The organism is Xanthomonas sp. NCPPB 1067, assembly GCF_020783795.1.
GTDB classification, from domain to species: domain Bacteria; phylum Pseudomonadota; class Gammaproteobacteria; order Xanthomonadales; family Xanthomonadaceae; genus Xanthomonas; species Xanthomonas melonis.
Map to the genome: position 1 here is coordinate 126390 of NZ_JAJGQG010000009.1, position 23755 is coordinate 150144.

General features: G+C 67.3%; 18 protein-coding genes. 6 read left to right on the top strand and 12 right to left on the bottom strand.

The features are described from left to right. Positions 1-137: 137 nt before the first annotated feature. The 6 genes from LL962_RS09585 to lexA form a co-directional block, all read right to left on the bottom strand. The gene (locus LL962_RS09585; RefSeq protein ID WP_228316727.1) at positions 138-2108 is read right to left on the bottom strand and encodes an OPT family oligopeptide transporter; all 1971 of its coding nucleotides are present in this window, start codon (positions 2106-2108) and stop codon (positions 138-140) included. A 416-nt stretch (positions 2109-2524) separates the two neighbouring features. Further along, positions 2525-3343 carry an HDOD domain-containing protein gene (locus LL962_RS09590; protein ID WP_228316728.1) on the bottom strand — a complete coding sequence of 273 codons (819 nt, stop codon included), beginning with the start codon at positions 3341-3343 and terminating at the stop codon, positions 2525-2527. Between the two features lie 402 nt (positions 3344-3745). After that, positions 3746-6994 carry an error-prone DNA polymerase gene (locus LL962_RS09595; protein WP_228316729.1) on the bottom strand — a complete coding sequence of 1083 codons (3249 nt, stop codon included), beginning with the start codon at positions 6992-6994 and terminating at the stop codon, positions 3746-3748. A gap of 169 nt (positions 6995-7163) precedes the next feature. Continuing rightward, positions 7164-8582, bottom strand: a complete 1419-nt coding sequence (locus tag LL962_RS09600; RefSeq protein WP_228316730.1) for a Y-family DNA polymerase — start codon at positions 8580-8582, stop codon at positions 7164-7166. Between the two features lie 9 nt (positions 8583-8591). Beyond that, positions 8592-9242, bottom strand: coding sequence for a translesion DNA synthesis-associated protein ImuA (imuA, locus tag LL962_RS09605; RefSeq protein ID WP_167395164.1), 651 nt, complete (start codon positions 9240-9242; stop codon positions 8592-8594). A 1-nt stretch (position 9243) separates the two neighbouring features. Further along, complete coding sequence (gene lexA, locus LL962_RS09610) at positions 9244-9849, bottom strand: transcriptional repressor LexA (RefSeq protein ID WP_228316731.1); 606 nt, start codon at positions 9847-9849, stop codon at positions 9244-9246. A 150-nt stretch (positions 9850-9999) separates the two neighbouring features. On the opposite strand from lexA, the gene LL962_RS09615 reads away from it, so the two are divergent. Then, complete coding sequence (locus tag LL962_RS09615) at positions 10000-10221, top strand: AbrB/MazE/SpoVT family DNA-binding domain-containing protein (RefSeq protein ID WP_104539509.1); 222 nt, start codon at positions 10000-10002, stop codon at positions 10219-10221. Between the two features lie 9 nt (positions 10222-10230). Continuing rightward, positions 10231-10656: a type II toxin-antitoxin system death-on-curing family toxin gene (locus LL962_RS09620; RefSeq protein WP_228316732.1), complete on the top strand. Its 426-nt coding sequence runs from the start codon at positions 10231-10233 to the stop codon at positions 10654-10656. Between the two features lie 89 nt (positions 10657-10745). Here the strand turns inward: LL962_RS09620 and LL962_RS09625 are convergent, their stop codons facing one another. From LL962_RS09625 to LL962_RS09635, 3 genes are all read right to left on the bottom strand, one after another. Then, positions 10746-11264, bottom strand: coding sequence for a DUF6496 domain-containing protein (locus tag LL962_RS09625; protein WP_228316750.1), 519 nt, complete (start codon positions 11262-11264; stop codon positions 10746-10748). A 181-nt stretch (positions 11265-11445) separates the two neighbouring features. Next, a complete protein-coding gene (locus tag LL962_RS09630) occupies positions 11446-11787 on the bottom strand; it encodes a cupin domain-containing protein (RefSeq protein ID WP_104584394.1) in 342 nt (113 codons plus the stop codon). Between the two features lie 64 nt (positions 11788-11851). Next, complete coding sequence (locus LL962_RS09635; RefSeq protein ID WP_228316733.1) at positions 11852-12445, bottom strand: GIY-YIG nuclease family protein; 594 nt, start codon at positions 12443-12445, stop codon at positions 11852-11854. Positions 12446-13066: 621 nt separating this feature from the next. Between LL962_RS09635 and LL962_RS09645 the strand changes: the two genes are divergently transcribed. From LL962_RS09645 to LL962_RS09655, 3 genes are read left to right on the top strand one after another with little or no spacing between them, the layout of a single operon-like run. Further along, a complete protein-coding gene (locus tag LL962_RS09645) occupies positions 13067-13642 on the top strand; it encodes a (2Fe-2S)-binding protein (RefSeq protein ID WP_228316734.1) in 576 nt (191 codons plus the stop codon). Beyond that, positions 13615-14703: an FAD binding domain-containing protein gene (locus tag LL962_RS09650; RefSeq protein ID WP_228316751.1), complete on the top strand. Its 1089-nt coding sequence runs from the start codon at positions 13615-13617 to the stop codon at positions 14701-14703. The genes LL962_RS09645 and LL962_RS09650 overlap by 28 nt, the downstream gene beginning before the upstream one ends. After that, entirely contained in the window at positions 14700-16997 is a 2298-nt protein-coding gene (locus tag LL962_RS09655) for a xanthine dehydrogenase family protein molybdopterin-binding subunit (RefSeq protein WP_228316735.1), read from the top strand. The genes LL962_RS09650 and LL962_RS09655 overlap by 4 nt, the downstream gene beginning before the upstream one ends. Before the next feature lie 231 nt (positions 16998-17228). Here the strand turns inward: LL962_RS09655 and LL962_RS09660 are convergent, their stop codons facing one another. Beyond that, positions 17229-19772 (bottom strand): excinuclease ABC subunit UvrA, encoded by a 2544-nt coding sequence (locus LL962_RS09660; protein WP_228316752.1) that lies wholly within the window; start codon positions 19770-19772, stop codon positions 17229-17231. 97 nt (positions 19773-19869) lie between these two features. Beyond that, the gene (locus tag LL962_RS09665) at positions 19870-20508 is read right to left on the bottom strand and encodes an HD domain-containing protein (RefSeq protein ID WP_228316736.1); all 639 of its coding nucleotides are present in this window, start codon (positions 20506-20508) and stop codon (positions 19870-19872) included. Positions 20509-20845: 337 nt separating this feature from the next. On the opposite strand from LL962_RS09665, the gene LL962_RS09670 reads away from it, so the two are divergent. After that, positions 20846-21592: an EAL domain-containing protein gene (locus LL962_RS09670; RefSeq protein ID WP_228316737.1), complete on the top strand. Its 747-nt coding sequence runs from the start codon at positions 20846-20848 to the stop codon at positions 21590-21592. A 25-nt stretch (positions 21593-21617) separates the two neighbouring features. Here the strand turns inward: LL962_RS09670 and LL962_RS09675 are convergent, their stop codons facing one another. Further along, positions 21618-23312, bottom strand: coding sequence for an FAD-dependent oxidoreductase (locus LL962_RS09675; protein ID WP_228316738.1), 1695 nt, complete (start codon positions 23310-23312; stop codon positions 21618-21620). Positions 23313-23755: the final 443 nt, after the last annotated feature.

Consider the following 23755-nt stretch of genomic DNA (forward strand, 5'->3'; position numbering starts at 1 on the left):
TGTGCATGATGCAGCGCCGGCTGGACAACAGTGCCTGGCCTGCAGATCCACATTCGCCACAGAGACCGCAGGCGTGCCCCGGGCAGCGCTGCGCACTGCAGGTGGTACACGCGCGTGCACCACCTGCAGCGCCGGCATCAGGCAGCGCGTTCGCCGCGCTTGCCGACGCGATACAACAGCCAGCCGACCAACGCGAGAATGGCCAGGCCGAACCATTGGTTGAGTTGCAGGGTGGCCGGCAGTGCCAGCACGTCGGCACGACTGGATACCACGATCGGCACAGCGATCGCGATGCCCATCAGCGCCTCGCCGGTGATCAGGCCGGCGGCGAACAGCACGCCCGGGCGATGCACGCGATCGCGGCCGTCTTCGTCGTCGGCGCGGATGTTGTGGAAGCGCTCGACCAGATGCGCAATCAGCCCACCGAGGAAGATCGGCACCATCAGCTCCAGCGGCAGATAGATGCCGATGGCCGCTGCCAGCACCGGTACGCGGAAACGCTTGCCGGTGGCCTTCAACCATTCGTCCAGCGCGATGATGGCCGCACCTACCACCGCACCGATCGCGATCATGCTCCACGGCAGCTGGCCGCCGAACAGGCCCTTGGCCACCGATGCCATCAATGTGGCCTGCGGCGCACCTAGCGAATTGGGATGCTGCGGCGTGGCCGGACCGATGCCGTAGGCCTGGGCCAACAGGTTCAGCACCGGCGCCATGATCAGCGCGCACGAGAACGCACCGATGCCCAGCATCAACTGCTGCTTCCATGGCGTGGCTCCGACCAGATAGCCGGCCTTGAGATCCTGCAGGTTGTCGCCGCCCACCGCCGCCGCGCAGCACACCACTGCGCCGATCATGATCGCGGCCACCGCGCCCAGGGGCGCGGCGCCGATGCCCACCGGCACCAGCCCGCTCTTGCCCAGCAGCAGCACCAGCACCGCCGAAGCGAACAGGATGGTGGAGATGGTGATACCGGAGACCGGGTTGTTGGACGAGCCGATCAAGCCGGCCAGATAGCCGGACACCGATACGAACAGGAAGCCGGCCACGATCATGATGATGGTCATCGGGATCGAGACGTGCCACTGCTGCACGATGGCTTGGTACAGGCCCAGCAGCGGCAGCGTGCACAGCACCAGCGCCACCAGCATCCACTTCATCGGCAGGTCGCGCTCGGTGTGCGCCACCACCCCGCCGCTGCCCTTGCGTGCGGCGGCAAAGCCGCTCTTGACGCCGGACAGCAGCGACTTGCGCAGCGAGAACAGCGTCCACACGCCACCGATCAACATCGCGCCGACACCGAGATAGCGGATCTTCGCGCCCCAGATGCCGAACGCCGCATCGGCCGCCGGCACACCGGCCAGGCTCTGCGCCAGGGCCGGGTCCGAGCCCATGAAGAACTGCTGGTACAGCGGGATGGCGATGTGCCAGGACAGGATGGAGCCGGACAGCACCACGATGCCCACGTTCAGGCCGACGATGTAGCCCACGCCCAGCAATGCCGGCGACAGATTGGTGCCGATATAGCCCACCAGGCGGCTGCCGCCCAGGTAGGTGGCCTGCGCCCAGGTGTCCGGAATCACCCGCAGCCCGCTGGCCGCGCCCAGCTTGACCAGCGCACCGATGGCGCCGGAGGCGGCCAGGATCTTCAGGCCCGGGCCGGGATTTTCGCCAGCCTTGAGCACTTCGGCGGCGGCCTTGCCTTCGGGGAACGGCAGCGGGTCTTCGACGATCATCGAACGCCGCAGCGGCACCGAGAACAGCACACCCAGCAGGCCGCCCATGCCGGCGATGCCCAGTACCCACCAGTATTTGAAGTCCGGCCAGTAGCCCATGATCACCAGCGCCGGAATGGTGAAGATCACCCCGGCGGCGATCGACGAACCGGCCGAGGCGCCGGTCTGGACGATGTTGTTCTCCAGGATGGTGCCGCCGCCGAGCAGGCGCAGCACGCCCATCGACACCACGGCCGCCGGAATCGCGGTGGCGATGGTCAGGCCCGCGAACAGGCCGAGATAGGCGTTGGCGGCCGACAGCACCACCGCCAGCACGATGGCCAGTACGACAGCGCGAAAGGTGAGCTGGCGCGGCTGCGCGTCATGGCTCATTGGGCATTCCCCTGTGGGCAAAAAATCCGTGCCACGCTAGCGTGTGCGCCCGATCGAGTCCAGCTGCGGCGCGGCGTGACAGCGTGCAGGGTCTGGCGTGTGACGCACATGACAAGGCAGGCGCTCCGCGGCATCTGTCGTCGCCACGCTGCCGGGCGCCCTCGCCGAGACAGCGCAGGTGCCGGCAGACGGCAGCGGCAGCTTGCGCAGCCATAGGAAAGTAACGCCGGCCTTGCGGTATCAAACGCCCTGCATGCTGATCGCCACCCTGCAGTCACCATCCCGCTGGCAGCCCGCTCCTGCCGCGGGCCCGGGCAGGAGCGGTTCCCTGTCTGCCATCGCAAGCGTCACCAACCCAAGCGCGCAGGACCGCACGTTGGATCCGCTGCGTCTGCAGCGACGCAGCGGCAGACGGCTCAGTGCAGCAATTCGGCGAACGCGCGATCGGCTTCGATGACATCCGGCAGCGCCGTGAACAGGGCGTCCAGATCCACGCCATCCATCAACGGCCCACGGACCGCCTCCAGTGCCGCCGCAGTGGCGCCGCCATGGGCATGCAACGCATCGGAGACCTGTACCGCCTGGGCGACCAGCAACGGCATGCGCTCGCCCTCGGGCGCGGCCGCAGGGCGCACCTGGTAGGCGATGGCGTTCTGGATCACCGTCGGCAGCTGCCAGCGGCGTGCCAGCTCGGCGCCGACCTCAGGGTAGCCGAAGCCCAGCTGCAGGGTTTCTTCGGCGGCATGCCCGGCCGATGAGGTCTCGTGGTTGATGCGGCTGGCGTAATCCGGTGCGCCGGACTGGATCAGCAGTTCGCCGATGTTGTGCATCATGCCGCAGGTGAAGGCGGTCTCCGGATCGAGCCCATGCTGGCGCGCCAGCAGGCGGCAGATGCCGGCCACCTCGAAACTGTGCCGCCAGAACGCCTTGAGGTCGAAGCCCGGGCCGGCACGGAAGGCGCCGGTCATCGCCGAGGCCAGCACCAGCGTGCGCAGCGTGTTGAAACCCAGCCGCATGGCGGCGTCTTCCACACTGGTGGAATCGCGCAGACCATGGAAGCGCGCCGAATTGGCCAGCCGCAGCACCTTGGCGGCGATCACCGGATCGCGCTCGATGGTGTGCGCCAGCGTATCGATATTGGTGTCCGGATCGTCGAACTGACGGATCAGGTCCTGCGCCACCTTGGGCACGGTGGGCAAGGTATGCAACTGCTCGAACAACGCCTCCAACTTCATGATCGCCTCGTGGGTGAAGGAACAGCTCGCGCGGAGCGCGCGGGAGTGCATGGTGTAGCACAGACCGGTTGGTTCCCGGTGACCCGGGCATGGAACAGACCGGTTGGTTGGCGTGAGCCGACGAGCGGCCGCGTTTGGCGTGGCCGCGTTTGGCGTGGCCGCGGTGGCGGCGGCCGGGCGCATCGGGATCACGGCCGCTGGCGGGCTGGGCCGTGCACGAGAAACACGATCCATCGCCGCCAGCGGCGCGCCCGACGATCTGCGGCAATGCCATAGCGACCGCACGGTACGCATCGCTCGCGAGGGCCCGCGCACAGCTGCGCATGATCACCGCTGACGCCAACGCCGGTCGGGATGGCGCATTGCACCCCTGACTGGTCGACGGTGACGCGTGGATCGCTGCTAGTGGAAATCGCGCGAAGGCAGCTGCATCTGGCCGAGCAGGTCGCTGAGGTCGTGCAGGTCGCCGGCGATCAGGTGCTCCACGCCATCCACGCGTTCCCAGCGCCCGCGCACCGCGAGCAGGCGCGATTCCAGCAGCGCGCGGCGGCGCCGCAGCGCCAGGTGCGCCCAGACGATCACGTTGATCATGCCGTGCTCGTCTTCCAGGGTGACGAAGATGGTGCCCTTGGCGGTGGCCGGGCGCTGGCGCTGGGTCACCAGCCCGGCCACGTGCACGCCGCTGCCGTGGCGGCGGCCCTGCAAGTCGCGCAGGCCCAGGATGCGCCGCTGCACCATCTGCGGGCGCAGCAGCGCCATCGGGTGCTGCCGCAGGCTCAAGCCCACCGCGCGGTAATCGGCCAGGATCTCCTCGCCCGCGCGCGGCGCCTCGAACTGCACCAGGCGCTCTTTCGGGCTGCCCGGCAGCAACGGGCGACGCGCCTCCACCCCGGCCATGGCCCAGCGCGCGGCATTGCGGTTACCCACCATCGACTGCAGCGCCCCGGCCTCGGCCAGTGCCAGGCGGGCCTTTTCGTCCAGCGCCGCACGCAGGCACAGGTCGCCGATATCGGCGAAGGCGCGCTGCGCACGCGCGGCGACCAGGCGCAGGGCCGCCTGCTTCGACAAGCCGCTGATCTGTCGCATGCCCAGCCGGATCGCCGGTTGTTCGCCAGGGTCCTCGTCGCTGCGCCACGGCCTGCCGCCGACCAGGGTGTTGTCCCAGTCGCTGTGCAGCACGTCCACCGGCAGCACCTGCACCGCCGCGCGCTCGGGGCTGCCGCGGCGCGCGTCCTGCACGATCTGGCTGGCCGAATAGAAGCCCATCGGCTGCGCATTGAGCAGGCCGCAGGCGAAGGCCGCCGGTTCGTGGCGCTTGAGCCAGCAACTGGCATAGACCAGCTTGGCGAACGAGGCGGCATGGCTTTGCGGAAACCCGTAGGAGCCGAAGCCCTTGATCTGCTCGAAGATCTGGTCGATGAAGGTGGAGGCGTAGCCTTTGCCTTCCATCAATGCGCGAATGCGCACGCGATGCGATTCCATATCGCCACCGCGGCGCCAGGCCGCCATCGAACGGCGCAGCTTGTCGGCTTCGTCAGGGTCGTAGCCGGCGTGGATCACCAACTCCATCACCTGCTCCTGGAACAGCGGAATTCCCAATGTTGGCCCGAGAATCTTTTCTACGCCTTCGGAGGGATAGTTGATCAGGCTCTTGTCTTTGCGGCGTTGCAGGTACGGGTGCACCATATCGCCCTGGATCGGGCCAGGCCGCACGATCGCCACTTCGATCACCAGGTCGTAGAACTCTGCCGGTTTGAGCCTTGGCAGCATCGCCATCTGTGCACGCGACTCGATCTGGAACACGCCGACGGTGTCGGCACGCTGGATCATCCTGTAGGTCGGCGTATCGTCGTTCGGAAGCGTGGCAATGGTGAACGTGCGATCACGATGACCACGCACCAGTTCCAGCGTTTTGCGGATGCAGGTCAGCATGCCCAGGGCCAGGCAATCGACCTTGAGCAGCTTCATGGTTTCCAGATCGTCCTTGTCCCACTGGATGATGGTGCGGTCGGCCATGGCGGCGTTCTCCACCGGCACCAGCAGCGACAGCGGTTCATCGGAGATCACGAATCCGCCCACGTGCTGCGACAGGTGCCGCGGGTGATCGCGCAACTGCTCGGTCACGTTGAGGATCTTGTCGATCAACGGATTGGCCAGATCGAAGCCGGCTTCCTCGATGCGCTGCTCCATCGGCGTATCGCCATTGCCCCAGCCGTAGCAATTGGCCAGCAGCGCGATCTGGTCGGGCGGCAGCCCGAACGCCTTGGCCACATCGCGCACCGCGCTCTTGCCGCGGTAGCAGATCACCGTGGCGGCAAGGGCGGCGCGTTCGCGGCCGTATTTCTCGTAAACGTATTGCAGCACTTCCTCGCGGCGTTCGTGCTCGAAATCCACGTCGATATCCGGCGGCTCGTCGCGTTGTTCGGACAGGAAGCGCGCCATCAACAGACGTGTTTCGTCCGGGTTGACCGCCGTGATGCCCAATGCATAACACACCGCCGAGTTGGCTGATGAGCCGCGGCCCTGGCAGAGAATTTTCCTGGACCGCGCGAAGCGCACCACGTCGTGCACAGTGAGGAAGAATGCCTCGTAGTTCTTGAACGCGATCAAGGCCAACTCTTTTTCGATGTCCTCGCGCACCTTGGCCGAGATACCGCCGGGCCAGCGCTCGCGGATACCGGCTTCGGTGAGCTGACGCAGATAACTCGCAGGCGTATGCCCTTCGGGCACCAACTCTTTGGGATAGGTGTATTCGAGTCTGGAGATGTCGAAGGTGCAGCGCTGCGCCAATGCCAGCGTGGCCTGCAGCAAGGCCGGTGGATAGATGTTGCCCAGCGCGCGCCGGGTACGCAGATGCCGCTCGCCATTGCGAAACAGGTGCGCGCCGCATTCGGCCAGCGGCAGGCCGTGACGGATGGCGGTCAAGGTGTCCTGCACGATGCGCTCGCGGCGCTGCGCCATATGCACATCGCCACTGGCCAGGGCGGTCATGCCCAGCTGCTGCGCCAGCAGTTGCAGGGCCTGCAGGCGCGCGGCATCGTCCTGTTCGCGGTGCAGCTCCACCGCCACGAATGCGCGCTCGCCGAACACCTGCTGCAACCAGGCGCCCTGCTCGGCCTGCGGCTGCATGCCGGGCAGCCACAACGCGAACACGCCGGGCACCGCGTCGCGGAACTGCGCTTCCACCTCGGCACGCCCCAGCCGATAGGCGCCCTTGCCTGCCGCGCGCCGTGCGGTGGTGATCAGCGCGCACAGCTGCGGATAGCCTTGCGCATGCTCCACCAGTAGCACGAAGCGGGTGCCATCGACCAGGGTGAATTCGCTGCCGACGATCAGCCGCACCCCGGTGGCGCGCGAGGCCTCCAGGCCGCGCACGATGCCGGCCAGCGAGCATTCGTCGGTGATCGCCAGCGCGCTGTAGCCGCAGTGCTGCGCACGCGAGAACAGCTGCTCGGCACTGGACGCGCCACGCAGGAACGAGAAATCCGACAGGCAATGCAGCTCGGCATAGGCGGGCAACCCATCGGCAGCGTCTGCATGGGTGACATCGTCATTGGCCGCGCGCAGGCGTGCGGCCACATTCCAGCCACGCGGCATGCGCCCGCCGGGGGTATCGCGGTCCACGCCATCGACGGCGTCGTCCCAGCTCATGGACGCGGCTCGTGCGCAGTGCGCAGCGCCGCACACAAATTGCGGTGCGCAGCAGACCGTGCGCTTGCAGATCCTGTGGCCGATTGCGCGCAATGCGTGCCACGTGCGCCGCCAGCGCAGCGATGCACCGGCCAGGACATGCTGCAATCCCTCGCGGACATGGATCCGGTCACGCAAACCATCCATGCAGCATCCAGCCATCCACACGGCCCGGCGCGGCGAACACCCAGGCGCGGCGGCCGCGCGCGGTTTCCACCACGTAGTAGTCGCGCCGGGCTTCGGCGTCGTCCCACCAGCCGCTTTCCAGTCGCTCCGGACCGGACACGATGCGCAGCTGCGTCTCGTGCAGCGGTACCGGTTGCGGCAGCAGCCAAGTGGGCCGCGGCGGGCGTGGCGGCGCAGCGGCCTCGCGCACCGCATCGCCGATGGCGCGCCGCCAGGCCCGCTCCGGGCGTGGATCGTCGGCCGGCATCACCCGATACACCGCCTCATCGCCCAACCGCGCACGCAGGCGCTCGCGCAGTTGCGGCCAGTCCACCGATTGCTGCGCGCGCTGATCGAACAGGTCGCGCATGGCCGGCACGAACGGGGGCAACTGGCGCGCCAGCAGGCGCATCGCCACCACCGGGCGCGGAATCTCCACCCGCTCCAGCCGGTTGCGGGCCAGCTCGAACAGCAGCGTGGGCGCACGCTCGGGCGTGAGCAGGCCGATCTCCACATCGGTGGCGCCCTCTTCGTGCTCCAGCCGCAGCAGGAAACGCTGCACGCCGCCATCGCGGATGGACAGGTAGGTGCACAGGTCGCCGATCAACCGCCGCAGCGGGAACAGCAGCGCCGGATGCGTTTCCACCTCGTAGCCCAGCTCCACGCGCTGATCGAAATGGTCCGGCGGCGCATAGCAGTCCAATGGATCATCGGCGTCGCCATAGAGACGATCCAGGTGCTCCAGCAGGTCTGCACCGAAGCGGCGGCGCAGCCCGTCGCGCGGCAGCGCACGCACTGCGGCGAGCGTGCGGATGCCCATGTGCTGCAGGCGCTCGCCGGCATCGCCCGGCAACGCGGCACGACGCACCGGCACGCTGTCCAGCGTTCGGTGCAGGGCCTGCAATTCTGTCACCGCCATACCATCGCGCAGGCCGGCCAGTACGCGTGCGGCACGCGGCGTGGGCGCCAGCGCAAGCCGGTGCTGGAAGCCCAGCGCCTGCAGCTCATCGCGCAGGCGGCGCTCGAAACGTGGCCAGGGGCCGAACAGGCGAAAGCTGGCTGCGGCTTCCAGCACGATGGCGCGCGACCATTGCTGGCTCACCAACGAACTATGCCGGTATGCCCAGGCCGCAAGAAACCGCTGCATCCGCGCTTCGTCCTGCGCGTCGTAATCGATGGTACGTACCTGCGTCATCAGCGCATGCGCCGCCGACAACCGCATGCCGGCCTTCAAGCCCGCCGCCGCGGCTGCGGCATTGACCGAATGCAGGCTGCGCAGCTGCGCCGGGCCTTCCACCAGCGCCAGCGGCGCCTGCGGCTCTTCCAGACGCCGAAGGACAGCGTCCAGCGCCAGCTGCGGCAGCAATAGGCAGGCCCACAACATGCGCGCGCCTCAATGCGCCAGCCGCAGCGGCTGCGACGGCACCTGCCCGCCGCGGCACTTGCGCACCTGCCAGGCCTCGCGCTCGGGCAGGAATTCCAGCCGCAGCGCCGCCGGCGAGGCATTGACCGCATGGCGCCGGTCGCGCAGCGCGAATGCGCAGCAATTGCCGCTGTCGGCCGCCACCTGCAGGCGCCGCAGCGCGCGTGCATCGCCAGTCTGCGGCCAGCCCAGCACCGCCGCACAGGCGCCGCTGCGCAGGCATTGTTCGAAGGCCCACAGCGCTTGCCGCGGCTCGGCCTGCACCACCTCCAGCTGTTCCAGCACCACCCCGCCCGCCTGCCAGGCCGGCGCATACGGAATGAACGGCGGCGCCACCAGCACCACCCGGCTGCCGGCGCCGGTCATGCGTGCCAGCGTGGGCAGCAGCAAGCCGATCTCGCCCACGCCATGGGCCGGCAACAACAGCTCGGTGAGCGCACGCCGCGGCCAGCCGCCATCGGGCAGCACCGCATCCAGCGCGGCGTGCCCGGTGGTTTCACCGCCGCTGACGGTGGCCGTGCCGTGGCCGGCCCGCCACACCGTGCGCGCGGCCAGCAATGCGTCCAGCGGCATGGCCACTGCCGCATTGCCGTGCTGTCGCAATTGCACCGGCTCGCTCATCTCAGCCCTGCCGGATCAGGCCGCAGTACAGCCCTTCGATCGCGAAGTCGGCATCGGCGGCCACCACGATCGGCGCATGCGCGCGGTTGCGCGGCAGCAGGCGAATGGAGTCGGCACCGCGCTCCAGCCGCTTGATGGTGATTTCGCCATCCACCCGCGCCACCACGATCTGGCCATCACGCGCCTCGTTGCTGCGATGCACGCCGACCAGATCGCCATCCAGGATGCCGTCGTCGATCATCGAGTCGCCCTGCACCTTGAGCAGGTAATCCGGGCGCAGCGAAAACAGCGCGCGGTCCAGCCACAGTTGCCGGTCCAGGCCGATATCCGCCCCGATCGGCACGCCGGCCGCCACCCGCCCCAGCACCGGCAACGCCAGCAAGGCATCGCGTTGACGACCGCCCGGCATGCGGATGCCGCGCTTCTGATTGGGCAGCAGTTCGATCAAGCCGGCCTCGGCCAGCGCCTGCACATGCTTTTGCGCCGCAGTGCGCGAGGCAAACCCGAAGGCCTGCGCGATTTCGGCCAGGCTGGGAAAGACCCCTGCCATGGCTTGCTCCTGCAGGAAGGCCAGCACGGCGGCACGTTGGGGGGGAAGCGATGGCATCGGAGGTTCGGCAGCTGGACGGGACAAGGTGTACATTTGTACACCCATCGATCGCAGCAGGCGAGACCGGCTTGCTGAGCCGCTTCAGCACGCCACTTGCGACTGGCCGAGGCACAAGTTATAACTCAAATACTAACGTGAGATGCCGCCATGAAACTCAAGATCACCGCCATCGGCAATTCCTCGGGGGTCATCCTGCCCAAGGAACTGCTTGCCCGCCTGCGACTCGGCAAGGGCGATGAACTCTATGCACTGGAGACGCCAGACGGCATCAAGCTGACCGCCTTCGACCCGACGCTGGCGGCACAGATGGATGTGGCCGAGCAGGTGATGCGCGAACGCCGCACGCTGTTGCACAAGCTGGCGCAGTAACCCGCAGCCATGATCATCTGGATCGAACGGCCACTGGTGCTTGCCATCCATGAGCGCCAGCTGGCAGAGCATGGTGGCGGTAGCGGCGTGCGCGACGATGCCCTGCTCGACTCGGCGCTGGCCAGACCCAGGCAATTACTGTCCTACGGCGACCCGCCACCGGATCTGGCGGCGCTTGCGGCCAGCCTGGCCTATGGCCTGGCACGCAATCACCCGTTTGTCGACGGCAACAAACGCACCGCCGCCGTCGCCTGCGAAACCTTCGTCGTGCTCAACGGTGCAATGCTGGTGGCAGACGATCTTGAGCTCTACGGGTTCTACATCGGGTTGGCCGACGGCTCGCTGGACGAAGCGGCCTGCGCAGCATGGCTGAGGCCCCGCCTGCAGGTGCGACATCCGCAGCGGGTCAATGAACCAACGCCCGACTACGTCTGAAGCGAGCTGGCCGATACTCGCCGTGTCAGGCAGTTGCATCAGACTCGGAACCCGTCTGTCTGCAGCACGCGGCATGATCAACCGCTGCGCTAAGTCTCGCTGCCCTGGCCAGCACGCTTGCGCGTCGCAGCCGCCTTCTTCGCGGCCGCCTTGCGCACGGCCGGGCCCTTGGTCTTCGCTGCCTTCTTCGCTGCTGTCGAGCGATCACTGGCCGTGCGCTTTTTTGCGGCACGCGCAGTCTGGGTGGACAACGCCTTTTTACCCACCGTCTTCTTGGCGGTGGTGTGCTTGCTGGCGGTCTTCAAAGCCTTCTTTGCGCCGGCCGAGCGTGTGCGCGACACCGGTTTTTTGGAGGTCGCAGCGGCCTTGTCCTGCGCAGTTTTTTTCCTGGTGGCCTTGGATGCAGAACGGGATGGCGCAACATCCACGCCGTCGCGGCGCGCCTTGGACAAGCCGATCGCGATGGCCTGCTTGGTGTTTTTCACTCCGTGCGCACCCTTGCGCACCTGGTCGATCTCTTCTTTCACATATTCGCCGGCCTGGGTACTGGCCGACTTTCCTTCGCGCTTGTCCTTGGCGGCAGCGCGGCGTGTCTTGGTCTGAGGCATGACACTATCCCAGGCGATGGATGGCAACTCGGTGTATCAAACGCTGCGTCAATACACAGTCGGCGCGATGCTTACTTTGCGTTGAAGCATGCCTGGCGTCTTCACCTGCGCTTGCGCTTGCGCAGCCATCGATCGCATTGGCGTATTCGGCAGATACATACGTAATGGCACCACGATCACACTAGCCCTCCCCGGCCGGCAACGGCTCGCCTTGCGCATCGTAGGCCGGTGGGTGATAGAAGTTGACGGTCTTCAGAGGCCGCGTTCCGGTGTTGCGGATTTCATGCGCCTGGCCGCGTTCGATGGCGAGCAGGCTTCCACCCTGCAACGGGTGCGATTGCCCATCGACGATGGCCGTGCCGTCGCCATCGACGACGTACAACCACTGGTCGGCACCGCGATGGCGATTGTCGGGCCCGCCTTCGCCCTCGCCCGGTGCGATCACCATCTCGGCGGCCTGCACCTGATGCAGCGAGAACAACACCTTGAAGGCCTCGGTCAATGTCAGTTGTGCGGTCTGCATGGGGCACCTCCTCGGGAACTGCCGCGATGCTGTGCCGGCTGGCGTCAAGGCGTTGGCAATGCGCTCACCGGTTGCCGCAATACCAGACCCAGATCCGCTCGGGCAGATGCGCCTGCAGCGGCAGATCCACGGCGCGGTAGCCATCGAGCACGTCGCGCAACGCGCGTTGGGCCGGGGTTGGCCCGATCAGGCCCTCCAGCTCGTCCGGACTCAGCTGCGCGGCGGACCAGTCGTACAACCAGTCGATGCGTTGCGCCATTGCCGCGTGCAACCAGTCGCGCAACACGAAGACGCGATAGCCGTGGGTGCGCAGATCGGCTACCGCCAGTTCCAGCGCCTCGCTCACGCCACGGAACCACTCGGTCTGCCCACCGGCGGCGACCCGGATCGTCATCGGGGCCGGTGCATTGTGCGCACGCAAGGGCCGACGTAGCTGCAGCTCCAGATCGCGCGCATCGCGCTCGCGCTCAGCTTCCACCAGCAGACCGCGTTGGAGATCGAAGAAATCGAACCAGCGAGGATGCAGGCTGCCGATGCGTGCCAATGGATCGCGCGAAAAGCCGATCTTGCAATGGTCTTCCCATCGGCACGGGAACACGTAGGTGAAACAACGCCCATCGGTCGCCACTCTCGTGCCTTCCCACTCGCGCGCGCTCATCGCCAATCTGCGCGTACGCGCACTGGCGGCGCAGCTGCAGATATGGCCGACGCCGGCTTCCGGCCAGCCACGTTGCGCCCGCCACAACGCGACGCATCGCGCCGTTGCGGCGCGATGCAATCCTGCACCGAAGGGCTGTGAGCGGTGGCTTCGAGCCGGCGCACTTGCGCATCCGGCCACGCAATCGCCTGCAGGCGCTCTGCATTGCCCGCCCGGGCACGCCGCATTGCTTGCTCGAGCACGCCTGTGGTGTGGTCGAGCACGCGTGCGAGCATCGGACACTGCAGCACGTGTCCATCATGCAACGGAAGATCGGTGTTGACGCCGGGTCGGCTCATGGCGGCCATCGTGTTCTGATGGCGCAAGAATAGCGGCCGCGTGTCGCAGCAGACGGGACGCAGGCAGCTGAAGCGCCCGTGTCGCTGACGAATTCAGCTGACGCGTGGCCACCTGTTAGACAATCGCGCAATACCTACTGGCACACCCGTGCCACCGCCACGACGCAGCACGATGTCCGTCTCAGCGCGCAGCAGGCGCCGTTCGATGGCTGTGTGGTCACTCTGCGTTGACCGCGGCGCGTTCAAGGTGGTGGCCCTCCTCAGCCATCGCCACGGGGTTCGCATGAATGCCACGCCCGCCACCGCCCACGACACGGCGCAGGCGACTGCCACGTCCGCACCGACCTATCCGGTCAAGCTGCGCATCAATGGCCAGTCCTACCAATTGCAGCTCGAAGCCTGGGTGAGCCTGCTCGATCTGTTGCGCGATCGGCTGGATCTCACCGGCAGCAAGAAAGGCTGTGACCACGGCCAGTGCGGCGCCTGCACGGTGCTGGTGAATGGGCGCCGCATCAATAGTTGCCTGACCATGGCCGTCATGCAGGACGGCGCCGACATCACCACCGTCGAAGGCCTTGCCGATGGCGAGCAGCTGCATCCCTTGCAGCGTGCCTTCATCGAACGCGATGCCTTCCAATGCGGCTACTGCACGCCGGGCCAGCTGTGCTCGGCAGCAGGCCTCATCAACGAAGGCAAAGCGCGCGATCGCGATCAGGTCCGCGAGCTGATGAGCGGCAACCTGTGCCGCTGCGGCGCGTATCCGCAGATCACCGACGCAGTGATGGACGTGCTCGACACATCCGCCGAAGCGAAAAGCGGCGCAACCAGGACCTGGGAACCCGGGACGGTGCCGGCATGATTCCGCTCAGCTATGTGCGCGCCGACAGCATCGACGCGGCGCTCGCCGCCATCGCCCCGCGCGGCGAAGACCCGCATCCTGTGCCCTCGGAAGCGCCGGTTCGCCTGATCGCCGGTGGCACCAATCTCACCGACCTGATGAAGCTGCAGCTGATGCGGCCCAGCCGCCTGGTGGACATCAATCACCTGCCGCTGGACAGCATCAGCGTCCAGCCCGATGGAGGCATGCGGCTGGGCGCGTTGGCGCGCAATGCCGACACTGCGTACCACCCAGACGTGCAGGCGCGCTATCCATTACTGAGCGCAGCCATCCTGGCGGGTGCCTCGCCGCAGATCCGCAACATGGCCAGCAATGGCGGCAACCTGCTGCAACGCACGCGCTGCATGTATTTCTACGACAGCGCCACCGCGTGCAACAAGCACACGCCGGGCAGCGGCTGCTCGGCCATCGGCGGCCTGACCAAATACAACGCCATTCTCGGTGCCAGCGCACAATGCATCGCGACGCACCCCTCGGACATGTGCGTGGCTTTGGCGGCGTTGGACGCGGTCGTACACGTGCAGGGCCCTCGCGGCGAACGCGATATCGCATTCACCGACTTCCACCGCTTGCCGGGCGAGCATCCCGAACTGGACAGCACGCTGGAGCCGGACGAGCTGATCGTGCATATCGATCTACCCGATGCACAGCGCTTCGTCGCGCATAGCGCCTACCTCAAGATCCGCGAGCGCCTGTCGTACGCATTCGCGCTGGTGTCGGTGGCCGCTGCACTGGACCTGGCCGGAGACGGCAGCATCCGTGCGGTGCGCGTGGCCCTGGGCGGGGTGGCGCACAAGCCCTGGCGTCAGCCGGAGGCCGAGGCGCAGCTGGTCGGGCGACCCGCCGATGCCGACAGTTTCGGGCGATTGGCCGATGCGCTGCTGCAAGGCGCGCAGCCACAAGGCGAGAATGCGTTCAAGGTGCGCCTGGCGCACCGGACCATCGTGCGCGCGCTGGAAGTGGCGCGCGAAGGTACCGTCGACAACCGCGGACGCACCAGCGCGCTGGAGGAATCGCCATGAATGCACGCAGCACCGAGCTGCACGGCAGCGAACTGATGCCACCGGTGGCCGAGCCCGGCACCGGTTTCCGCCCCACCGGCACCGGCGTCGCCCGCATCGACGGGCGCGCCAAGGTCACCGGCCAGGCACGCTACGCCGCCGAATGGCCGGTGCCGGACCTGGCCTATGGCGTGGTGGTCAGCAGCAGCATTGCCAAAGGCCACATTGTTGCTTTCGACCTGGCTGCGGCACGCGCCGTGCCGGGTGTGCTGGAGATCGTCACCCACGAAAACCGCCCGCGGATGCGCGGCATGGACCTGTTCTACAAGGACATGACCGCGCCGCCCGGCTCGCCGTTCCGCCCGCTCTACGACAACACCATTCTCTACAGCGGCCAGCCCATCGCACTGGTGGTGGCCGAGACATTCGAGGCGGCGCGGCATGCCGCGCATCTGGTGGAGGTGGAATACGCCCAGCAACCGCACCACACCAACCTGATGACCCATCTGGACCGTGCGCACAAACCCAAAGGCATGCGGGCCGGGTTCACGCCGCCGCCCAAGGACAAGGGCACGCCGGACACCGCCTTCGCCGATGCCGCCTGCCAGGTGCAGGCGGACTACTACAGCGGCGTCGAGCACCACAATCCGATGGAACTGTTCGCCTCCACCGTGATCCGCGAGGCCGATGGCCATTTCACCATCTACGACAAGACCCAGGGCTCGCAGAACAGTCGCTGGTATGTCTCGCATGTGTTCGGCCTGAGCAAGCGCAAGGTGACCGTGCGCAACCCGTACGTGGGTGGCGCCTTCGGCTCCGGGCTGCGCCCGCAATACCAGTTGCCGCTGGCGGTGATGGCCTCCATCCTGCTGGACCGCTCGGTGCGGGTGGTGCTCACGCGCCAGCAGATGTTCACCTTCGGTCATCGCCCGGAGACCGTGCAGCGGCTCAAGCTCGGTGCCGACCGCGATGGCACGCTGCGTGCGATCTGGCATGAGGCCATCGCCGAAACTTCGCGCATCGAAGACTACGTGGAAGTGGTGGTCAACTGGAGCGGGCAGCTCTACGCCTGCGACAACGTGCACCTGGGCTACAACCTGGTCAGCCTGGACCAGTACAGCCCGATGGACATGCGCGCGCCCGGCGCCACCCACGGCATGCATGCGCTGGAAGTGGCCATGGACGAACTGTCCTACGAAGTCGGCATCGATCCGCTGGCGCTGCGACTGAAGAACTACGCCGAGGTCAATCCTGCCGATGGCAAACCGTTCTCCAGCAAGGCATTGCGCGAATGCTATCGCCAAGGCGCCGAATGCTTCGGCTGGTCGCAACGTCCCCTGCAGCCGCGTGCGCGCAAGGAGGGGCGCGAATGGGTGGGTTGGGGCATGGCCACCGGGCAGTGGGATGCGATGCAGATGTTCGCGCGCGCGCATGCCGTGCTGCATGCCGATGGGCGCCTGGTGGTGAGCAGCGCAGCCAGCGATATCGGCACCGGCACGTATACGGTGATGACGATGATCGCTGCCGAGGCGCTGGGCCTGCCGCTGGAACAGGTCAGCTTCCAGCTCGGCGATTCAACTCTGCCGGTGGCTCCTATCGAAGGCGGCTCCTCGCACGTGAGTACCATAGGGTCTGCCGTGGATGGCGTCTGTGGCAAGTTGCGTACGCGGCTGCTGCGGCTGGCCCAGAACCTGCCCGATTCGCGCTTCGCGCGGACCAGGCTGGACGATGTGGTGTTCGCCAACGGTGCGATCGCCCTGCGGGCCGATGCCAGCAGCGCCATCGCGTTGCCGCAGCTGCTGCAGGCCGCCGGCCTGGCGCAGATCGAAGACAAGTTTCTGCTGCTGCCCAACGTGTTCAAGCAACGCAAGTACACCCGCGCCACGCACGCGGCCGTGTTCGTCGAAGTGCGCGTGGACGAGGACCTGGGCACCGTACGGGTCACCCGCGTGGTCAGCGCCATCGCTGCCGGACGCATCCTCAACCCCACCACCGCGCGCAGCCAGATCATCGGCGGCGTGGTGTGGGGTATCGGCCAGGCGCTGCACGAACATACCCAATCGGACCATCGTTTCGGCCGCTTCATGAATCACGATCTGGCGCAGTATCACGTCAGCGCCAATGCAGACATCCACGACATCGAGGTGATCTTCGCCGACGAAGACGATCGCGTGGTCAGCAGCCTGGGCGCGAAGGGCGTGGGCGAGATCGGGCAGGTCGGCGTGTCGGCGGCGATCTGCAACGCCATCTTCCACGCCACCGGCAAGCGCGTCCGCAGCACGCCGATGACACCGGACAAGGTGATGGCCGACTGATCGGCCAGCAGTCGACGAGTGCCTGTGACCAGGCCCCGGCGGCACCAGCGCCGGGGCCTGCAGATGGCAAGCCTGATCGGCGCCGCAATCGGTGCGAGTGCCTCGAAGTCAAGATTGGTAACGACAGCCGCTGCGCTGCATGCCAGGCGTGTGCGGCAACGCATCGCGCCATCTGCTCGACGCAGCGGCCTCGTACACCGGACAGCTGCCGCCATTACCGGCGGCGCACTCTCAGCGCGGCATTCCCTCGCGCATCGCTTGCGCCAGAAACGGTGCCGTGCGGCTGACACGATGGCGCGCCACGCTTTCCGGCGCTCCGGCCACCACGACTTCGCCGCCTGCATCGCCCGCGCCCGGGCCCATGTCCAGCACCCAGTCGCTGCCGGCGGCAACGCGCATATCGTGCTCGACCACGATCACCGTATTGCCTGCGTCCACCAGCCCCTGCAGCTGCGCCATCAAGGTATCCACGTCGGCCGGGTGCAGGCCGGTGGTGGGTTCGTCGAGCACGTAGACGGTGTCGCGCCGCTGGGCGCGTTGCAGTTCGGTGGCCAGCTTGATGCGCTGCGCTTCGCCACCGGACAGTTCGGTGGCCGGCTGACCAAGACGCAGATAGCCCAGGCCCACCTCACGCAATACCTGCAGCGGACGCAGCACACTGGCGTCGTCGGCGAAGAAGCTGGCCGCCTGCTCCACCGTCATCTCCAACACCTGCGCGATCGAATGCCCGCGCAATTCGATCTCCAGGGTCTTGGCGTTATAGCGCGCGCCATGGCATGTGGGGCACGGTGCATACACGCTGGGCATGAACAGCAGTTCCACCGATACCGAGCCTTCGCCCTCGCAGGTGGCGCAGCGGCCCTTGGCCACATTGAAGGAAAACTGCCCCGGGTCGTAGCGGCGGCGGCGCGCGGCCGGCGTGGCGGCAAACAACTTGCGAACCGGATCGAACAGGCCCGTGTAGGTGGCCAGATTCGAGCGCGGTGTCCGCCCGATCGGCTTCTGGTCCACGCGCACCAGCCGGCGCACCTGCTCCAGCCCAGCGACGATCGCGCCGCCCACCGGCACCTCGGTGCCCCGCTCGAGCGGATCGAGCGTCTCGTCGTCTTCTGCCTGGGCCTGTCCCAGATGCGCCGCCAGCAGCTCCACCAGTGCCTGGCTGATCAACGACGACTTGCCCGAGCCGGATACCCCGGTGACCGTGGTGAACACACCCAGCGGCAGATCCACATCCAGCCCACGCACGTTATTGCGGGTGATGCCGCGCAACTGCAGCCAGCCGCTGCCCTGGCGCGCGCGGCTGCGCGCCTGCGGCGGCGCGCCGAACAGGTAGCGCCGCGTGGACGAGGTTTCCACCGCCTCCAGTCCTGCCGGCGGGCCACTGTATAGCACCTGCCCGCCATGCGCACCGGCGGCCGGACCCACGTCCACGATCCAGTCGGCGTGACGGATCACATCCACTTCGTGCTCCACCACGAAGACCGAGTTGCCTGCGGCCTTGAGTTGATCCAGTGCGCCAAGCAGCGCCTGCGCATCGGCCGGATGCAGACCGGCCGATGGCTCGTCCATCACGTACACCACGCCGAACAACTGCGAGCGGATCTGCGTGGCCAGCCGCAAGCGCTGCAGCTCGCCCGGCGACAAGGTGGGCGTGCTGCGCTCCAGGCTGAGATATCCCAACCCCAGCGCCTGCACCACCTGGATACGCGCACGCAGGTCGGCGGCGATGCGTTGCGCGGCGATACGCTGCTCCGGATGCTCGGCCGCGCCGTTCTTTTTCCCGTGCGTACGCAGGTCGGCATCCGCTGCCGGGCGCAGCAACTCGGCCAATTCGTCCAGCGGGCGCCGCGACAGCTCACCGATATCCAGCCCGGCAAAGGTCACCGACAGCGCTTCGCGGCGCAGCCGCTTGCCCCCGCAATGCGGGCATTGCGTGCTGACCAGATACTGCGCCACGCGCTTTTTCATCTGCGCGCTCTGCGTGGTGGCGAAGGTATGCAGCACATAGCGCCGCGCGCTGGTGAAGGTACCCATGTAGCTGGGCTCTTCCTTGCGCTTGAGCGCGCGCTTGACCTCGTCCAGGCTGTAGCCGGCATACACCGGCACCACCGGCTGCTCGTCGGTGAAGAGAATCCAGTCGCGGGTCTTCTTCGGCAACTTGTGCCACGGCAGGTCCACGTCATGGCCCAGCGTGGTGAGGATGTCGCGCTGGTTCTGGCCGTGCCAGGCACCGGGCCAGGCCGCGACCGCGCGATCGCGGATGCTCAGGCCGCGATCCAGCACCATGGTCGCCTCGGTCGCGTCGTAAATGCGGCCCAAACCATGGCAGGTGGGGCAGGCACCCGCCGGCGTGTTCGGCGAAAACCCGTCCGCATAGATGATCTCCTGCCCCGGCGGATAGTGGCCCGCACGCGAGTACAGCATGCGCAGCGAATTGGAGATGGTGGTGACGCTGCCCACCGACGAACGCGCGCTTGGCGCGCCACGCGCCTGCTGCAGCGCCACCGCAGGTGGCAGGCCGTCGATGGCATCCACTTCCGGCACGCCCACCTGGTCGATCAGGCGCCGTGCGTACGGCGAGATCGAATCCAGATAGCGCCGCTGCGCCTCGGCAAAGATGGTGCCGAATGCCAGCGACGACTTGCCCGAGCCGGACACCCCGGTGAACACCACCAGCGCATCGCGTGGAATATCCACATCCACATTCTTGAGGTTGTGCTCGCGCGCCCCGCGCACGTGCACCTGGCCGGAGGAAGCGGGCGTTGCATTGAGCATGAACATGAAACCGGGATCGACAAGGCCCCAGCCTAGCGCGCCCGGCATGCAGCCAGCGTCAGGGCTTGCGATCGATCATCGCCTGCGCACATCGGTGTCAGGCCGGGGCGTGCGCGGGCACCGGCCGTTGCCCGATTTCGGCCAAGGCCTGCATGCGCGCCACCACCGCGCTGAACAAGCGCGCAGTAGCGGTGTTGCGGGTGCGAAAGATCTCTTCCAGTGCGGCGTAGTACCACAGCGTGCCATCGCGGCCGGCAGTGAAGACAGCGAAGATGTCCTGGCCCACCGCAGGGTTTTCCAGATCCTGCACGATGGTGCGTGCGTTATAGAGCTTGTCGCAGCCAGACACCAGCAAGGCGCGCTCCGGCGTTCTGCGCAGGTGCTCCAGGTATGCCAGCTTGCGCTCGCGCCAGTCGCGCTTGCGTGCACGCTCGCTGTCGTCTACCTCGGCCTTGTCCTCGGCGGTGGCATCGGTGCAGGCCATCACGATGTCGGCCACGCTGTCGCCAAACTGCGCGCGGATCGACGCCTCATGCCCGCCGCCGCAATCCTCCACCACATCGTGCAGCAGCCCGGCGATGGCCTGCTCCTCGTCACCACCACATTCCAGCACCAGGGTGGACACACCCAGCAGATGGCTCAGATAAGGGATCTGCGTGCCCTTGCGCAGCTGCCCGGCATGGGCGATGCGGGCGTAGTCCACGGCCTGGGCGTAGCGTTCGGTGAGAGCGGTCATGGGGCATCCGATGCGGGCGATGCTCCCAGTATCGTCGAGCCCGACCATAGGCGGGGTGAGGACGGTGCGATGGGCAAGGCGAGCTGGGCAGCACGGCAGGCCCCTCGCCGCACGCTGGAAGGCCGTCGCAGCGGGTGCAGCCATCCGCGGTGTCGGCGCAACACCGCACGCGTTGGCCGTGTATCGGCCGGCCAGATAACCCGGACCACTGTGCCGCTTGAGGGCATTGGCCTTGCAAAACCTGTCGGCAGCGCCGCAATCGGACCGGCCATCTCAATGACACGCCATTGCAGCCGATAGGGCTAGGCTCGATCCACGCCGCACGGTGACCCACGTCATGACCCAGATTCCTGTTTGCAACGCCTGCCGCGATGGCCAGGAATTTCCGACTGCCATCACCATGGCGTTCCAGCCCATCGTCGATGTCGCCGCGCGCAGCATCTACGCCGGCGAAGCGCTGGTGCGCGGCGTCAATGGCGAATCTGCCGGCAGCATCCTGGCGGCGGTGGACGCACGCAACCGCTATGCCTTCGACCAGGCCTGCCGCATCAAGGCCATCGAATGCGCCGCGCAGATCGCCCTGCCCGCGCTGCTGTCGATCAACTTCATGCCCAACGCGGTCTACAACCCCGAGCACTGCCTGCGCGCCACGCTGTCTGCCACCGCGCAATACGGCTGGCCGCTGGCGGGCATCATCTTCGAGGTCAGCGAACAGGAATATCTGGCCGACCCCGCACACCTGCTCGACATCCTGCGCACCTATCGCGCCCGCGGCATGAAGACCGCCATCGACGATTTCGGCGCCGGCTACGCCGGCCTCGGCCTGCTGGCCGAATTCCAGCCCGACCTGCTCAAGCTGGACATCGCGCTGGTGCGCGGCATCGACACCGACCGCAGCCGCCAGGCCATCGTGCGCCACGTCACCCGCATGTGCGAGGAACTGCACATCGCCGTCATCGCCGAAGGCATCGAACGCCCCGGCGAACACCGCGCACTGCGCGACCTGGGCATCCAGCTGCAGCAAGGCTATCTGTTCGCCCGCCCGCAGATCGGCGCACTGCCGCAGGTGCATTGGCCGGAGTGAGCGCGCGAGCGGCTTTCCCTATTCCCTATTCCCCAGCACTGGCAAGCTCGGACACCGGCACCGGATTGGCCTGGTGCGCAAGATACTGATGAATCTGCGCGACCACCGCCGCACCCTCGCCCACCGCAGCGGCCACGCGCTTGACCGAACCGGCGCGCACATCGCCGATGGCGAACACGCCGGGGCGATTGGTTTCCAGCGGCAGGCAGGCCGGCACGCCATCGCCGCGCGCGGCGCCGGTGACGACGAAACCGCGTTGGTCGGTCTCCACGCAGTCCTGCAGCCAACCGGTATTGGGGTCGGCACCGACGAACAGGAACAGGTGCCGTAGCTCCACGCGCGTGATCGTGCCATCGCCGCGCGTGCGCAAGACCGCCGCCTGCAGGCCGCGTTCGGCATCGCCTTCCAGTGCGGACACGTCGGTACCGGTATGCAGCTGCACGTTCGGCAGCGCAGCGATGCGCTCGATCAGGTATTGCGACATCGATGCTTCCAACCCATTGCCGCGAATGATCAGATGCAGTTGCGCGACCCGCGGCGCCAGGAAGGCCACCGCCTGGCCGGCAGAATTGCCGCCACCCACCAGCGCCACCACGCCGCCCTCGCATAGCCGCGCTTCCACCGGCGATGCCCAATACGAAACGCCATGGCCTTCGAAGCGGTCCAGCCCGTCGATCTCCGGGCGACGGTAGCGTGCGCCCGAAGCGATCACCACGGTGCTGGCCAGCACCTGCTTGCCATCGGCCAGATCCAGGTGCAGGGCACCGTCGTCGCGCCCGCATTCCAGGGTGGCCGCCTCGATCGGGATCGCCAGTTCCGCACCGAATTTCAGCGCCTGGTTGTAGGCACGACCGGCCAGCGCCTGGCCGGAAATGCCGGTAGGAAAGCCCAGATAGTTTTCGATGCGCGCCGAGGCGCCCGCCTGCCCGCCGATGGCGCGCTGGTCCATCACCAGGACCGACAGGCCTTCGGAAGCGGCGTACACCGCGGTGGCCAGGCCTGCGGGGCCGGCACCGACGATCGCCACGTCGTAGCGCCGGTCCGGATCGATCTCCGGCGTCATGCCCAGGCAATGCGCGGCTTCGGCATCGCTGGGCTGGCGCAGCACGCGGCCGCTGGGGCAGACCATCACCGGCAGATCGTGCGCCTGGATACCCAGGCGCTCGACCAGTGCGCGGCCATCGTCGTTGGAGATGTCCACCACCGTGTTCGGATAACCGTTGCGGGTGAGAAAGCCCTGCAGCCGCATCAGATGCCTGTCGCCCGGCGCACCGATCAACACCGAGCCGGAGGCATCGCCCTCGATCAGGCCCACCCGGCGCAGGATCAGCGCACGCATCACCACCTCGCCGACTTCGGCGGAGCTGATCATCAGCGCACGCACATGTGCGGTATCGAACGGCAGCGCCAGGCAACCATCCGGCCCGGCGCGCCCGGCGGCCAGCGACGCGCGCCCGGCCAGCTGGCTCACCTCGCCGGTGAACTGGCCGGACGTGTGCCGGGTGATCGGCTTTTCGTTGCCCAGGCCGTCGCGGCGTACCACCTCGATATCGCCTTCCAGCACCACCCAGACCGGCGCCTGCGCATCGCCGACCTCGAACACGGTATCGCCTGGCGCGAACCGCTGCGCCGGGCCGCTGGCGAAGCGCCGCGCAAGTGCCAGCTGGCCCGCATCGAGCTCGGGAAACATCTGATGGTGGCGGGTATCGTCCAGGGGCATGGATCGGCAACGCAGGTGGGGGACTGCATGCAAGCATGGACAGGGGTGATGGCGATGGCAATCACCCGAACGGGCAATGCCGACGCTCGCGCGAACACCGATGCCGTACAAGCGCACGCAACCGATGTGCTCCAGGCGCGCTGTTGCGGTAGCGCTGGCTGCATCGCAACGGTCAGTTGATCGATGACGTCGACAGACGACGACTCGGCGAGGCCCACCTGCGCCCGGCGCGTGGCTGCATGGCTGCGCGTTGGGATTTCAGCAGCCTGCCGAAACTGCGGTCGCCGGACATCGATCGACGTCTCCACATTGCAGCAGTGCAAACCCACGCTTGTACCGGCCGCGGATGACGGACGAGTTCGTCGCTGCCGCAATGCTTTGCAACGCGCAGCCAGCCACACCCACCCAATACAGCGGTTCGCCGTGGGGCCCGTCAGCCTGGC